Raw genomic sequence first — 14,381 nt, forward strand, 5'->3', positions numbered from 1 at the left:
GTAAAATAGACGCTTCGTTTTTTCGGGAATGGTTCACCGATGTTGACCATCAGAGATCACGTCACCGCCGATTTGTTCGAGATCAGTGATCACTTTAGTAAACCCAAACGGCAGGCGCTGGAGCGCTCATGGGCGGGTGTCTTTCGCGACCACTTGCTCAAACACCTGCCCGTTGCAGAACTCGCTTCAAATTTTTCGGCGACTCAGGGGCGACCCAGCAAGGATTTACATGCCGTACTAGGGGCACTCATTCTGCAACAACTGCACGATCTTAGCGATGCCGCTACGGTCGAGGCTTATGCCTTCAATCAGTTGTGGCACCATGCCTTAAATATCCGAGCGGAAACGGACGCCTATCTTTGCGAGCGCACGCTGCGCAACTATCGGCGATGGGTCATCGAATCCGGCCTGGACCGCCACATGTTCCGCAGCCTGACCGATGAGTTGATTCAAGCCTTCGCCGTGGACACGCGTCAGCAGCGTCTGGATTCAACTGCCATTCGGTCCTGCATGCGCACTCTGACACGCCTTGGGATTGTCACGGAAGCGCTGGGTAAATTTATTCGTGAACTGGTGCGGCACTATCCGCAATATCGGACCTGGATTGGCACCGACCAGCGGGAAAGATATTTGGAAATGAAAGCCCACGGTTGGTCATTCCGGATTACACCGAGTGAAGCTCGGGTCAGTTTGGAACAGGCTGGCCAGGACCTCGGGCACTTGGTGGCGTTATTCGCCTCGACGGAAGCCAAGGCGTTGCCGAGCTATCAAATCATGCACCGGGTGCTTCTGGAGCAGTTTACGATGAGCCCCGCCAGTAACGGAGCCCCCGCAAAACTCGAGGTCAAAGCCCCCGATCTGATTCCCTCGGATGGCGTGCAGAACCCCGCCGATCCGGATGCCAGCTTCAACACCCGATACGGGCAGGGCTATGGCCTCCAAGTCATGGAGACCTATCAGGTCGACGCCGGCGCGGAAGACGCGGCCGAGCGGCCGGCGAGCGGGCCTGACCTGATCACCCACATCGACGTCCACAAGTTGACGCGACATGATCAGTATGCGTTGCAGCCGGCGCTGGATGACGTCGCCCAACGGGGTGTTGCACCCGAACGGGTGCTCGCCGATACGCACTACGGCAATATCGACAATCTGGATCGGACGCAAGCCCGCGGCATCGAGTTGGTGGCCCCGGTCCAAAAGGCCAAAGGTAGTTTGCGGGGGAAATTGAACCTTGAACAGTTCGATCTGGATGACGCCGGCCTCATCGTCCAATGTCCGGGAGGCCACGCCCCACAGAGCGTGAGTTCCAGCCGTACTCGGTTGCAGGCGGTCTTTTCAGCAAGCACCTGCGATGCCTGCCCGTTGAAGCCCCGTTGTCTGGTCAATACCCCGTCCAGCCGCTCTCGTCACCACCACCGGATTCAGTACCTGCCCAGTCGGCTTCGATTGCGAGCGCTGCGGTTGCGTGAGAAAACACCCACCTTTCGCGAGGTCTATCGCTGGCGAGCGGGGATTGAAGGTAAGCGTCCGAGCCTTACCGTGTTGACGGCGTCAAGCCGCGATGGGCTGGGTCAGTTCCGTCACCTGATCGGCGAGGTTCCAGGGTAGGAACTCGTCGATCCGATTGACCGGATGCTCGGCGATGCGGGCCAGCACGGTCCGGAGGTACGCCTCCGGATCGAGGCCGTTGAGCTTGGCCGTGCCGATCAGGGTGTAGATCGCCGCCGCTCGCTGGCCGCCGGCGTCGGAGCCGGCGAACAGATAGTTCTTCCGGCCGAGCGCCACCACCCGCAACGCGCGTTCCGCGGCATTGTTGTCGATCTCCAGACGACCGTCATCGCGATAGCGGGTCAGCGCCGGCCAGCGGGTCAGGGCATAGCGGATCGCCTCGGCCAGGGCCGACTTTTTCGAGACCTGTGTCAGCGTGGTGTGCAGCCAGGTCTGAAGCGCCGCGAGGAGCGGACCCGCGCGGGCTTGCCGCGCTGCGGCACGGGCCTCCGGCGGCTGGCCCCGGATCTCGGCTTCGATCGTATAGAGCGCACCGATACGCTGGAGCGCCTCGGCCGCCAAGGGACTCCTGTGGGCCTTGTGGAGCCCGTAGAACTTGCGCCGGACATGCGCCCAACAGGCCACTTCCTGCACGCGACCGGTGTCGTACAACCCGTTGAACCCGGCGTAGCCATCCGCCTGCAGGGCGCCTTCGAAGTCCTTGAGATGCGTCCTGGGATGCTGGCCTTGGCGATCCGGCGCGTAGGCGAACCACACCGCGGGCGGCGTGAGATCACCGGCCGGGCGGTCGTCCCGGACATAGGTCCACAGCCGACCGGTCTTCGTGCGCCCCTGACCGGGCGCGAGCACCGGGACCGGGGTGTCGTCGGCATGGAGTTTGTCGCCGGCGAGCACATGCCGGCGGATTGCCGCGACCAAAGGCCGAAGGAGGCCCGCGGCGTCGCCGACCCAATCGGTCAAGGTGGAGCGGGACAGGTCCACGCCTTCGCGGGCGTAAATGACCGACTGGCGGTACAGCGGCAGATGATCGCCGTATTTCGAGACGAGTACATGGGCCAGGAGCCCCGGACCCGCCAAGCCTTGGGCGATGGGCCGGCTCGGCGCCGACGCCTGGACGATGCGGTCGCAGCGGGCGCAGGCACACTTGGGGCGGACGTGGCGGATCACCCGGAAGCGGGCCGGGACGTACTCCAGGATTTCGGCGACCTCCTCGCCCAAGGGCTTCAAGGGACCGCCACAGTCGGGGCACTCGGCCAAGCCGGGGGCATGGACCTGAGTTTCGCGGGGCAGATGATCGGGCAGTGACCGGGGCGTTCTTACCCGGCGCTCGGCTGCGCGCGGTTCGACGATCGCCGCGAGTTCCGCATCGCCCGTTTCGAGTTCCTCCAGCTGAAGTTCCAATTGATCGAGGAGCCCGGCCATTTTTTCGGAGCGGCGCCCGAACTGCTGGCGGCGGAGCTTGGCGACGAGGAGTTTCAGGTGGGCGATTTCGACGCGCTGGGCTTCAATCAGCGTCTTGAGGGCGGGAATCTCATCGGGAAGCACGTCGGGGTTGGTCATGCCCCGATGATACCCGCCCTCCGTCAGGCGGCGTGAGAAGGCGCGGTGCGGATCGGGCGGCGCCAGTCGATGCCTTCCAGCAGCATCGACAACTGGGCGGGGGTGAGGGATACCGTGCCGCCCGTCGCCTGCGGCCAGACGAAGCGGCCCCGCTCCAGCCGCTTGGCGAACAGGCAGAGCCCATCGCCGTCCCACCAGAGTAGTTTGATCCGGTCGCCGCGTCGCCCGCGAAAGGCAAAAATGTGTCCGGAGAAGGGCTCGGCTTGGAGCTGGGTCTGGACCAGGGCGGCCAAGCCATCGAAGCCGCGGCGCAGATCGGTCACCCCGGCAGCGATCCAGATGCGGGTGCCGGACGGAGGCGCGATCATGGGCCCTTGAGACTCGCGAGGACGGTGCGCAAGGTCGCCGCATCGACGGAACCTTTCACCTGAACCCGCGTACCCCCGAGTTCGATGGTGATGGTGCCCGGCGGAGCGGATACCGTGGCTTCACGCGCCGGCGCGGCCAATGCGGGCGTCATCGCCACCGGTAATAAGGTCGGCCCCGGCGGACCGGCCGGGGCGTTCCGGTCCTTAAGGTAGTGTCGGCGCCATTTGAACAGTTGATTGGCGTTGATCCGATGCGCCAGCGCAATCCCCGCGACCGAGGCGCCCGGCTGTAGGGTCCGCTCCACCCGTTCGCGCTTGAACTCAGGCGCAAACCGCCGCCCGCCCAAGGTATCCATCGCCACCACGCCCGTTGTGAAGTCAGCATCGTGAGTCATCAGTGCGTCCACCTCAAGAGTGTGCGGACACCCCGTGCATCCGCTCGCACCAGTGTCGCCTGAGCCTTTCAATCCGTCGAGACGGTCCTCGGCGGACGCTTACCACCAAGCCTGGGTTAGCGTTGGAGATGATCGAACGCGCGTTGGACGCCGGTGTGCCGTGCCGCTGGGTGACCGGTGATGAGGTGTATGGGGGCGATCGGCGGCTGCGGTTTTGGCTGGAGCAACGGCGCCAGCCGTTTGTGCTGGGGGTGGCCTGTAACGTGCCGTTGTGGCGTGATGGTCCGGTGTATCGGCCGGCGCAGGAACTCGCCGCCGAACTACCCGCTTCGGCGTGGCAGCGGCACTCGGCCGGAGACGGTGCCAAGGGGCCACGGGAGTACGACTGGGCGTGGCAGCCTTTGTGGCGGTGGCAACCGACCGCTGAGGAGCGGGCCTGGGGCCATTGGCTGGTGGTGCGCCGGAGTCTTGAGGATCCGAGCAAGCTGGCGTATTACGTAGCGTTTGCCCCGCGGGAGGGCACGACACTGGAGACCCTGATTCAGGTCGCCGGGCGACGGTGGACCATTGAAGTGGGCTTCGAGAGGGCCAAGCAGGACTGTGGGTTGGACGAGTATGAGGGGCGGACGTGGGACGCCTGGCATCGGCATATCACCTTGGCGCTGCTGGCCCAGGCGTTCTTGGTGGCTATGAGCACCCAAGCGAAAAAAGGGGCACTGAGGCCGGCTTGATCCCTTTTACTGCCCCGGAAGTCCGCCGCTTGCTGGTCCAGGTGCTCTGGACCCGGCGTCCCGAGGCGGCGCATGTGCTGGCCTGGTCACTCTGGCGGCGCCGTCATCAGTGGCGCGCCAGGCAGTGCCATTACCGACGCCGCTGTCGTGGTCGTCCACCATAACTGCGACTGTAGTACTAGTCCCGAAGTCGTGGACCTTCTGGCCAGCCGTCTGCGGACGCCGTTGCAGATCGAATGGCATCTGACCCAAGCCTTCGAGACCGCCTACCAGTCCGGTGAATCACCGGTCAGTGCCGAGCTGGTCGAAGCCCTGCTGGCGCGGCACCTGGAAGACCTGGAATCCACGCTGACCCGGCAAGGCTACGGCGTGAAAGAGCTGGTTCAGAACTTCGATGCGAAGCCGGCGGAGATCAAAGCCCTGTTCGCCAACCAGCTCGACCCGATCCGCGCCAGTGAACTGCGGGACCGGATGCGCCTGGCTGGACTGCCGATCTGAGCGGCTCGGTCAGTTGCAACTAATGTGGTCCTGGGCCGGATGATTGCAGTCCTGCGGCGATGATTGCAGGCCCAGTGGCAGATAATTTGGTCCCGGCGCTCCGGATAGTTGCAACTAATCCGGTCCTGAGATGGCGCTGATTGCAGTCCCGGCGATTTATGAAATCAGTCCGCTACACGTAGGCGGTGGGCGTCGCGACCTTGAAGGCGTCCAGATAATTGAAATCCATCCGCACCCGCCTGAGACGTGCGCGGGAACCCGGCTCCTTGACGAAAAAGTGCAGGACGATGGCTTCCTCGGGCTGGATGCGCAGCACCAAGGCGACCGGGTTTGCATCCTCGCTGCCGGAGGTCGGGAAGGCACGGTGCGGAACCGGCCTGAAGCGGATGGAAATCTCCGAGACATCCGCCGCCATGCGCTTACCGGTGCGGAGATAAAACGGTACGTCCTGCCAGCGCCAATTGTCCACATGGAGCTTGAGGGCGGCATAGGTCTCGGTGTCGGAATCCGGGGCGACGCCCGGCTCTTCCCGATAGGCGGGCACCCGGCAGCCCTTGATCCACCCGGCGCCATACTGCCCCCGCACCGCGCGTTGCGCGACCTCCTCCGGTGAAATGGGGCGGAGAGCATGCATCACGTCCATCTTGCGGTTGCGGATATCGTCGGCGTCGTACACCGCCGGTGGTTCCATGGCCACCAGACAGAGCAGCTGCGTGAGATGATTCTGCACCATGTCCCGCAAGGTTCCGCGTGGTCGTAGTAGCTGCCGCGGTGCTCCACTCCTAGAGTCTCTGCCACGGTGATCGCCACGTGATCCACGTAACGCCGATCCCAGATCGGCTCGAAGATGGGATTGGCGAAGCGCAGGGCAAGAATGTTCTGCACCGTTTCCTTGCCCAGAAAATGGTCAATCCGGTAGATCTGATTCTCGTGAAAGTACTCGGTCAGCGCCCGATTGATCGCCTGATAGGAGGCCAGGTCCCGTCCTAAAGGCTTCTCCACCACGATGCGCGCCCGCTCCCGGTCCTTGTGCAATTGTGCCCGTCCCAGGTTGCAGGCAATATCGGCGAACAGAAACGGCGGCGTTGCCATGTAATAGACCTGCTGGCAAGACTCCTTCCACTCCTGTTCACGGGCCTGCACCAGCGTACGCAGCCGCCGGTACAACGCCGAATCCTTGAGGTCGCCGCCGGGGGATACTTACTCAGGAAAATTGATATATAGAGACCCCGCGATCAAGTGATGCATGGTCTCGTTCTGATGTTTGTTGTCGTCGATGTACTGGTTCAGATAACCCAATTCGGCACGGAAGTTCGGGTTGAACGTCCAGCCCAGTCCGGCGAATATGCGGTTCTGGTCGAAGCCCGCCTCACCGCCCCACTTCGTGTCGTTAAGCCGCACGAAGACCTCGTCCCAGGCGATCAGGCTCAGCCGCGGCTCTAGCTCCAGAGGATGCTGGAAACGAATCATCTGCCGCGGTCTCACCCGCACCTGGTCACCTCTGAGAAAATTGCTTTCCACCATGGTTCGGAAGGTAAATGTGCCGATATCGGTGGGCCAGACATAACGGAATGCCGGCCAGATATCCTGCTGTGAGATATAGGGTTTGCCGAGATTTTGGGTAGGCAACCAGGTATATCCGGCCCAGACGGTGGCACGGTCGCTGAGCGAGTAGCCGAGCGCGGCGCGGGCCATGCCTTGATACCAATGCCCCCAATCGTCGTCGAAGCGGGATTGCCCCTCCAGCCAGATTCGCCCCTTCTCCAGGCTAGAGTCCAGGAACTTCAGGCTGCCTTCTCCGACGACTTGAATCCAGCTGCCGGCATCCTCGGTCAACTCGTCCGCATGCCCGTTCGATGGCGTCGCGGCCAGGGCGGCGAAAAAACCGAGAATCGTGACTAGCGGGATATTTCGATGTTTTTTCGCTCTCATGGTTTCAATGCTCTGGCGTGGTGATTACCGGGCGGCCAACAGGCTCAGCAGCCCGCCCAACAGGTCTTTCGGCGCCGGCGGGCAGCCGCGAATCACCGCATCCACCGGCACCACGTTGCCGACCGGTCCGCAGCTGGCGTAGGACTCTCCGAACTCGCCGCCGTCCGCGGCGCAAGTCCCTACTGCCACCACCCACTTGGGATCGGGAGCAGCCTCGTACACCGTCAGCAGAGCATGCTGCATATGCCGCGAGACCGGCCCCGTCACCAGCAGGATGTCGGCATGTCGCGGCGACGCGACGAAGTGAACGCCAAAGCGCTCGAGATCGTAAAAGGCGTTGTTCAAGGCATGGATCTCGAGTTCGCAACCGTTGCAGGAACCGGCGTCCACCATACGAATGCCGAGGCTGCCGCTGAAGCGCCGGTCGATGGCCGTCTTCAGTTCGGCTCCGATGGCCTCCAGCTCGGGATCGGTGTAGGCCTTGGCCGGCTCGGTGACGACGCCGACGCGGTAGATTTTTTCAAAGATTCGTAGCACAGCATCATCCTCTAGAGATCGTGGCCGGAATAGGAACCGTTCACCGATTTGTTGCAGAGCGGGAAATCGGGCACGATGTTGCCGTGGATCAGCCGCTCCAGGGCCGGCCAGTTGAACACGCTGGGATCGCGCGGGTAATAGCGGCTGATGCGTCCGTCCGAGCCGAAACGGATGTAGCACAGAATCTCGCCGCGCCAGCCTTCCACCAGAGCCAGACCCTCGGCACCTGCGTCCGGAGTCCGCCAGTCCGCCCGGATCGGTCCTTTCCTGAGACTGCGCAGCAATTGGGCGATGATGTGCAGCGAGGCATAGATCTCGTCGTACCGCACGTTGAGGCGGGCCGCCACATCGCCGTCCCGATGGCAGGCCGGCCGCACCTCGATCCGATCGTAGGGGGCGTAAGCCGCATCCCGCCGCAAATCGAAATCGATCCCGCTGGCGCGGGCGACGAACCCCAAACAGCCGAGCGCCCGGGCGGTGGCCTCCGGCAGCACCCCGGCCGTTACCAGGCGATCCTGGAGCGAATCGTTGTCGGCCAGGATGGGTCGCAATTCGTCCAACTCCTTACGGAGCCAAATCAGCTCTCCCGCCATGGCGGCAGCGGCTTCCGAGCTCAAATCGTGGGCCACGCCGCCCGGCACCACCCGATCCATCAGCAAGCGATGGCCGAACCACGACCGGTTGTTGCGCAGCCACAGCTCCCTCAACCTGGAGAACTGGTAACTGGCGAAAGCAAACGCCACGTCGTTGCAGATGGCGCCGATGTCGCCCAGGTGATTGGCGATGCGCTCGCGCTCCGCCAGGATTCCGCGGATCGTCAAAGCGCGTTCCGGCACCCGGACTTCGGCGGCCTGCTCCATCGCCCTGCAGGCGGCCCAGGTGTGACCGACCGTGGTGTCGCCGGACACGCGGCCGGCCAATCGGGCGAGACTGTCGGGACCCCTTCCCTCGGCGATCTTTTCGATCCCCTTGTGCACGTAGCCCAGGCGCTCCTCGAGATTGAGCACCGTTTCGCCGACCGCCGAAAAACGGAAATGGCCGGGTTCGATGATACCGGCGTGCACCGGGCCTACCGGAATTTCGTAGACGCCGTGCCCTTGCGCGCGCTGAAAGGCGTAAGCCTTGTCGGGCGGCGTCACGGCCTTGGGGTTGCCGCTTCTCGGAAAACTCTTTCGGAGCGGAAACTCGTCCGCCGTCCAAGCCTGATGCCGCAGCCAGCGGCGCGCGTCGGGATGGCCGATGAAGTCCAATCCGAAGGCGTCGCGGGTACGCCGTTCCGATCGGTTCGCGCCGGGAAACCAAGGCGCTTGCGAGGGCAGCTCCCTTTGGTCGGCATCAAGCACCGCGCGGAGCAGCACGAATCGCCCGTCTTTTTCGAGACAGGACATGGCTAAGAACCGGAGCGAAGGCATGGAGCCGATGTCGTCCGCCCATCCTCCGGCCCAGCGGAATCCTTTGCCGGCGGCCAGTTCGGCCGTCCTGCCCCAGTCGTCCGGTTTGATCGCGATCGGGACAGCCGGTATCAAGCCCGGCTCATTCGAGTAATGGATCGCGATTCCTTGTCGGTCGAATTCGGCAAGAAGATCCTCGACCGGATCGAACTGATGGAACCGCGTCGGCTGCGCGATGCGCGGTTTGGCTAAAGCACTCATAGCGGTGAACTCCCGGCGATAGTTTGGGTGGCCTGATCGAACCAATTGGAAAGAACGCCCGGGATGGACAATCCCATCCACAGAACCAGAATCAGGTGGACTGCTACCGGCCACAAATTTGCGCTGATCGGGTGCTGCCCTTCCGGCACCGCGCCGTAAACCACCGGCTGGATATAACGGAACAGTCCGGCGAAGGCGATGCCGATGCCGATCAGGAGCAGCGGCGTCAGCCAGGGAAACTGCTGCATGGTGGCAGTGAGCACCAGGAACTCGCTCGTAAATACGCCGAAAGGCGGAAACCCGGCGATGGCCGCCGTGCCGATCAAAAGACCCCAGCCGATGGCGGGCTGGGTTTTGATTAGCCCCCGGATTTTTTCGAGTTGCTGGGTCTTAGCGAGCTGCGCTGCGTGTCCCACGGTCACGAAAATGGCCGATTTGGTCAGCGAATGCATAGTCATGTGCATCAGCGCCGCGAAGGTCGCGAGCGGGCCGCCCAGTCCGAAGGCGAAGGTCATCATGCCCATGTGCTCAATGGATGAATAGCTGAACAGCCGCTTGATGTCGCGCTGGCGGTGCAGGAACAGGGCCGCGACCAGGAAGGACAGGAGGCCGAAGCCCATCATCAGATAGCCCGCCATGTGGGTACCGGTGGAACCGTCCACCAGCATCTTGCAGCGCACCACCGCGTACAAGGCATCGTTGAGCAGCAGTCCCGAGAGTATGGCCGACATCGGGGTCGGACCTTCGGAATGGGCGTCCGGCAGCCAGTTGTGCAGAGGCACGAGCCCGATCTTGGTGCCGTAGCCCACCAGCAGGAATACGAAAGCGAGGCTCAGCACGGTGGGATTCAGCTCGGCGGCATGCTCGAACAGTACCGACCACTGCATGCCGAGCCCGCCGGTCCCGATTTGGCCGGCGGCGAAATAGAGCAGCACCGTCCCGAACAGGGCCTGAGCGATGCCTACCCCGCACAGGATGAAATACTTCCAGGCCGCTTCCACCGATTCCGGTGTGCGGTACAGGCTGACCAGCAGCACCGTGGCCAGCGTCGCGCCCTCCATCGCCACCCACAGCACGCCCATATTGTTGGTCGTCAGAACCACCAGCATGGCCAGCATGAAGCCCTGGTACATGGTGTGGTAAAGCCGCAGCCGGTTCGGCGTCAGACGGCCGTGCCGGGTCTCGTTAAGCATGTACGGCGCGGAGAAGATCGCCGTGGTCAGTCCGACGAACGTAGTCAGCACCACCAGATAAACGTTGAACGCATCGATCCGGAATTCGCCGGCGGCGACCGTCATGGGTCCATTATTGAAAACCTCGATGGCGAGCCACAAAGACGCGAGGAACCCCGCCCCGTTGAGATAGACGTTGACCTTGCCGGCCTTGTCGATGGAACCGAGCAGGGCGAGCAGCGGCATGCCCAGCAAGGGAATGCCGAGCACCGGATAAAGCGCCGTCATCGATCCACCTCGCTCAAGCGGTTGAGACGGTCCACATCCAGCGAGTCGATGCTTTCGCGGATATGGAAAAAGAACACGCCGAAAACGACCGCGGCGACCAGTACGTCGAACGCGATGCCGATCTCGACCACCATCGGCATGCCCTGGGTTGCGGCGACGGCAGCGAAGAACAGCCCGTTCTCGATCGACATGAAACCCACCACGTGCGCCACCGCCTGCCGGCGCGACACCATCGCGAGCATCCCCAAAAGCACTACGGCGAGGCTGACCGCGATGGCGTTGCGAGTCGCGAGGGCCGACAGCTGCTCGATGGGCAGCACCACGTAATAGCTGAACAGCACCAGGGCCGCCGCCGCGGTCATGACGTAGGTCGGATAGAGCAGCGACTCGACCTCCCGGTGCATGTCGAACTTCACGATCAGACGCAGCAGCATCCAGGGAATCAGGAATCCTTTGAGGACCAGGCTAATGAGCGCCGACGTGTAGAGATGCGGATTTTGCTGGGTATAGGCGCATAGCGCGGTGGTCGCCGCCAGCAGCAGGCCCTGCCAGGCGAACACGGCCACCAGGCTGGACAGGCGTTTCTGCGCCAGCATGAGAAACGAAGTGAAGACCACCAGCGCGGCGATGAACAGGATGGCCTGTTCGTATAGCGAATGATTCGTCAATACATTCATTGTCCGATTTCCAGAATGATGTGGCTGAGCATGCCCAAGAGGCTCAGGAGATAAGCGAAGCCGAGAAATTCCTGCACCCGGAACAGGCGCATCTTGGCGAACACGGTTTCGGCGGCGGCCAGCAATGCGCCAAGCCCGAAGAGCTTGAGCAGGATGGCCGCCAAGCCCGATCCGAGCGACGCCAGCGACAGGTCCTCGGCGATGCCCCAAGGGAAGAAAATATTGGCGATGAGGACGCCGTACAGCATCAGGCGGATTTCGCCCGCCCATTCGATCAGGGCCAGGTACTTGCCGCTGTATTCCAGAACCATGGCCTCGTGGATCATAGTGAGCTCCAGGTGAGTGGCGGGATTGTCCACCGGTACCCGTCCGGTTTCCGCCACCGCCACCAGTACCATTCCGGCCAGGGCGAAGACGAACGAGGGTCGGAGCGCCACGCCGGTGTCCAGCACGTAATCGATGGCGCTGGCGAGATTGGTGGTGTTGGCGCTCATGGCCAGGGCGAAGATCGCCATCAGCATGGCCGGTTCGCTGAGCGAGGCGATGGTGACTTCCCGCGAGGACCCCATGCCGCCGAAGGCGGTGCCCACATCCATGCCGGCCAGAACCAGGAAGAACCTGCCCAGGGCGAGAAAGCCCGCCAGCGCGATCACATCGGCAATGGACGCGGTCGGCAGGTGCACGGCGAAGAACGGCACCACCGCCGCGGCCAGCACCGCCGAGGCGAACACGATGTAAGGTGCCGCCTCGAACAGCCAGGACGCCTGTTCGGCCACCACCGGCTGCTTCCGCAACAGCTTGGCCAGTTCCCGGTAGGGTTGCAGCAGCGAAGGCGCCTTGCGGTTCTGCAAACGGCACTTGACCATTTTTGTCCAGCCAGCCAAGAGCGGCGCGGCCAAGATGAATAAAATCGGTTCGACTAAGGCGATCAATCCGCTCATCCGCTCACGACTCCCAACAGCAACAGCAAAGTGAAAAAGGAATAGGCAATGTAGAGTCGAACGCTTCCCGTCTGAATCAAGGCCACCCGCCGCGCCAGCGCCTCCACTCCGCGCGCCGCCGGTGCATACAGACCGTACCAGGAGCGGTCCTCCACTTCGAGGGCGTAGTGGACCGGCGTGTTTTCCAGCGCCTCCGCGCCCCCTGTCCGGATCGTCTCCCTGACCGCCCATATCGGCGCGAAGATGCGGCGGATCGGCTGACTGAACGCGGTGGAGGTGTACTGTGTGCGCGGGCTAAGCCCTCCGAACCCGCAGTCCCAAGGCCGGCTGCGCCGGACTTCGGCGACGGCCAGGCGCCCGATCAGATAGCGGGCGGTCCACCAGGCCAGTCCCAGCCCCAATACCACCAGCAACGCCGAATACGAGGCCACTGTCCGGCTCCCCGGCGTCAGCCAGATCCAGCCTTCGCCCGAAGCGCTCGGCAGCGTTTGCCCGAGCAGCAGTTGACTGACCGGCTCCAGCATTCGGATGATCGGCGTGGGCAGCACGCCCAGCAGCACACACAGTCCCGCCAAGAGCGCGGGGCCGGCGAGCATGCCGGGATGCGCCGCTTCGCGCGCGCGGGCGGCGTGCCTGCCCCGTGGAAGCCCCAGGAAGCCGATGCCGTAGAATTTCGCGAAGGTCGCCGCGGCCATCGCGCCGGTAAAGGCGAGCACCGCCGCCGTGACCGGAATCACGCTGCGCAGGATGCCGCTTTCCAGCGAGGACGACTGCAAGGCGGCCTGAAACGTGAGCCATTCGGACACGAAGCCGTTAAACGGCGGCAGGGCCGAGATCGCGAGGCAGCCGATGAGCGCCAGCACGGCGGTTTTCGGCATGCGCTTGACGAGACCTCCCAAGTGCTCCAGATCGTGCTCGTGGGTCTGGTGCAACACCGAACCCGCGGTGAGAAACAGCAGATTCTTGAACACCGAGTGGTTGAGCGAGTGGTAGAGCGCGGCCAAGAGGCCGATGACGCCCAGTTCGCCGTGTCCAGTGCCGAGAAAGATCATCGACAAACCCAGCCCCATGGCGATGATGCCGATGTTCTCGATGGAGCTGTAGGCCAGGAGCCGCTTGATCTCGTTTTGCTGGAAGGCATACAGCACCCCCAGCACGGCAGAGGCGGTGCCGAGGATCAGCACGGCGACGCCCCACTGCCATTGAACATCCCCGAGCAGATCGAACCCGAATCGCATGAGGCCGTAGATCGCCACCTTGAGCATCACGCCGCTCATCAGGGCCGAAATATGGGAAGGCGCTACCGGATGAGCTTCCGGCAGCCAGGCATGCAAGGGCACCAGGCCGGCTTTCATGCCGAAGCCCATCAGGGCCAGCAGAAAAGCTGCCGTACCCCAGCCGGCCGTGAGATGCGTGTAGCGGAAGACATCGAAGCTGTAACTGTGGGCGAAACCCGCCAGCACGCCGAAACCGAGAATGATCGCGATGGCGCCGATCTCGGCCATCAGCAGGTACAGGAACGCCGCGCGCCGGTTGGCCGCGCGTTCATGCTGGAAAGCCACCAGAAAATAACTGGAGACCGACATCAGCTCCCAGGCGATGACGAAGAAGAATGCATCATCGGCCAGGAGCACCAGCTCCATGCCGGCGACGAAAAGACCGGTACAGAGACCGAGCAGCCAAAGCGGGTGTTCGGTTTGCCGGTACTCGCGGACGTAACCGGGTCCATAGAGACTCGCCGCGATGACGCCGAGGCCGATGATCAAGAGAAAAAATCCCGATAGCGCGTCGAGCCGCACGTGCCAGTGCAGCCAGGGCAAGCCGAACGGCAGTTGGTCCACCGTGACGCCTTGGCCGAGCAAGGCGGAAATCCCGCCGATCAAGGCGGCGAGGCCGGACAGCGCCAGCAGCCCGAACACGCCTTTTTGCAGCAAGCGAGGATACACAGGCGCGGCGAACAAGCGTTCGGACCGCGCCGGCCATTCTTTCAGACCGGCGAGCGGAGCCAGCCGGTTCGCGGCGCGTTCCAATATCATCCGGTGCTCGGAAAACAGGGCCAGAGCGCCCGACAACAGGGCGCACTGAACCGAGAGGTAGGCCAGGAACAAAGACATGGTTCGA

13 protein-coding genes and 1 pseudogene are annotated in these 14,381 nt (G+C 63.3%); 3 read left to right on the forward strand and 11 right to left on the reverse strand.

Going from position 1 to position 14,381, the window contains the following annotated elements; genetic code table 11:
* The first annotated feature begins 39 nt into the window (after positions 1–39).
* On the forward strand, positions 40–1,608 hold the full coding sequence (locus ACR2TX_RS00660) for a transposase (RefSeq protein WP_434129671.1): 1,569 nt from the start codon (positions 40–42) through the stop codon (positions 1,606–1,608).
* Here ACR2TX_RS00660 and tnpC read toward each other — a convergent pair.
* Genes tnpC through tnpA form a run of 3 tightly spaced genes read right to left on the reverse strand, consistent with a single transcriptional unit; the run spans position 1,552 to position 3,832 of the window.
* Entirely contained in the window at positions 1,552–3,069 is a 1,518-nt protein-coding gene (tnpC, locus tag ACR2TX_RS00665) for an IS66 family transposase (protein WP_434129673.1), read from the reverse strand. The two genes, ACR2TX_RS00660 and tnpC, sit on opposite strands and share 57 nt — an antisense overlap.
* Before the next feature lie 23 nt (positions 3,070–3,092).
* Positions 3,093–3,437: an IS66 family insertion sequence element accessory protein TnpB gene (tnpB, locus tag ACR2TX_RS00670; protein ID WP_077732713.1), complete on the reverse strand. Its 345-nt coding sequence runs from the start codon at positions 3,435–3,437 to the stop codon at positions 3,093–3,095.
* Positions 3,434–3,832 (reverse strand): IS66-like element accessory protein TnpA, encoded by a 399-nt coding sequence (tnpA, locus tag ACR2TX_RS00675; RefSeq protein WP_434129675.1) that lies wholly within the window; start codon positions 3,830–3,832, stop codon positions 3,434–3,436. Before tnpA ends, tnpB begins: the two co-directional genes overlap by 4 nt.
* 2 nt (positions 3,833–3,834) lie before the next feature.
* Here tnpA and ACR2TX_RS00680 point away from each other — a divergent pair, with 2 nt between their 5' ends.
* Positions 3,835–4,563: an IS701 family transposase gene (locus ACR2TX_RS00680; RefSeq protein WP_434129677.1), complete on the forward strand. Its 729-nt coding sequence runs from the start codon at positions 3,835–3,837 to the stop codon at positions 4,561–4,563.
* A gap of 72 nt (positions 4,564–4,635) precedes the next feature.
* Positions 4,636–5,061 carry a hypothetical protein gene (locus tag ACR2TX_RS00685; RefSeq protein WP_168183688.1) on the forward strand — a complete coding sequence of 142 codons (426 nt, stop codon included), beginning with the start codon at positions 4,636–4,638 and terminating at the stop codon, positions 5,059–5,061.
* Between the two features lie 172 nt (positions 5,062–5,233).
* On the opposite strand, the pseudogene zwf reads toward ACR2TX_RS00685, so the two are convergent.
* The 8 genes and pseudogenes from zwf to hyfB form a co-directional block, all read right to left on the reverse strand.
* A pseudogene (gene zwf, locus ACR2TX_RS00690) lies at positions 5,234–6,237 on the reverse strand (glucose-6-phosphate dehydrogenase); the annotation flags it as partial.
* 24 nt (positions 6,238–6,261) lie between these two features.
* Positions 6,262–6,993, reverse strand: a complete 732-nt coding sequence (locus ACR2TX_RS00695) for a DUF2490 domain-containing protein (protein ID WP_086132868.1) — start codon at positions 6,991–6,993, stop codon at positions 6,262–6,264.
* A 24-nt stretch (positions 6,994–7,017) separates the two neighbouring features.
* Positions 7,018–7,530 carry an NADH-quinone oxidoreductase subunit NuoB gene (locus ACR2TX_RS00700; protein WP_086132867.1) on the reverse strand — a complete coding sequence of 171 codons (513 nt, stop codon included), beginning with the start codon at positions 7,528–7,530 and terminating at the stop codon, positions 7,018–7,020.
* 11 nt (positions 7,531–7,541) lie between these two features.
* A complete protein-coding gene (locus ACR2TX_RS00705) occupies positions 7,542–9,182 on the reverse strand; it encodes an NADH-quinone oxidoreductase subunit C (RefSeq protein WP_086132866.1) in 1,641 nt (546 codons plus the stop codon).
* The gene (locus ACR2TX_RS00710) at positions 9,179–10,642 is read right to left on the reverse strand and encodes a hydrogenase 4 subunit F (RefSeq protein ID WP_086132865.1); all 1,464 of its coding nucleotides are present in this window, start codon (positions 10,640–10,642) and stop codon (positions 9,179–9,181) included. The genes ACR2TX_RS00705 and ACR2TX_RS00710 overlap by 4 nt, the downstream gene beginning before the upstream one ends.
* Positions 10,639–11,319 (reverse strand): formate hydrogenlyase, encoded by a 681-nt coding sequence (locus ACR2TX_RS00715; RefSeq protein WP_086132864.1) that lies wholly within the window; start codon positions 11,317–11,319, stop codon positions 10,639–10,641. The genes ACR2TX_RS00710 and ACR2TX_RS00715 overlap by 4 nt, the downstream gene beginning before the upstream one ends.
* On the reverse strand, positions 11,316–12,260 hold the full coding sequence (locus ACR2TX_RS00720) for an NADH-quinone oxidoreductase subunit H (RefSeq protein WP_086132863.1): 945 nt from the start codon (positions 12,258–12,260) through the stop codon (positions 11,316–11,318). The genes ACR2TX_RS00715 and ACR2TX_RS00720 overlap by 4 nt, the downstream gene beginning before the upstream one ends.
* Complete coding sequence (gene hyfB / locus ACR2TX_RS00725) at positions 12,257–14,374, reverse strand: hydrogenase 4 subunit B (protein ID WP_086132862.1); 2,118 nt, start codon at positions 14,372–14,374, stop codon at positions 12,257–12,259. The genes ACR2TX_RS00720 and hyfB overlap by 4 nt, the downstream gene beginning before the upstream one ends.
* Positions 14,375–14,381: the final 7 nt, after the last annotated feature.

Origin of the sequence: Methylocaldum sp. GT1BB, assembly GCF_051027545.1 — a bacterium.
Taxonomy (GTDB): domain Bacteria; phylum Pseudomonadota; class Gammaproteobacteria; order Methylococcales; family Methylococcaceae; genus Methylocaldum.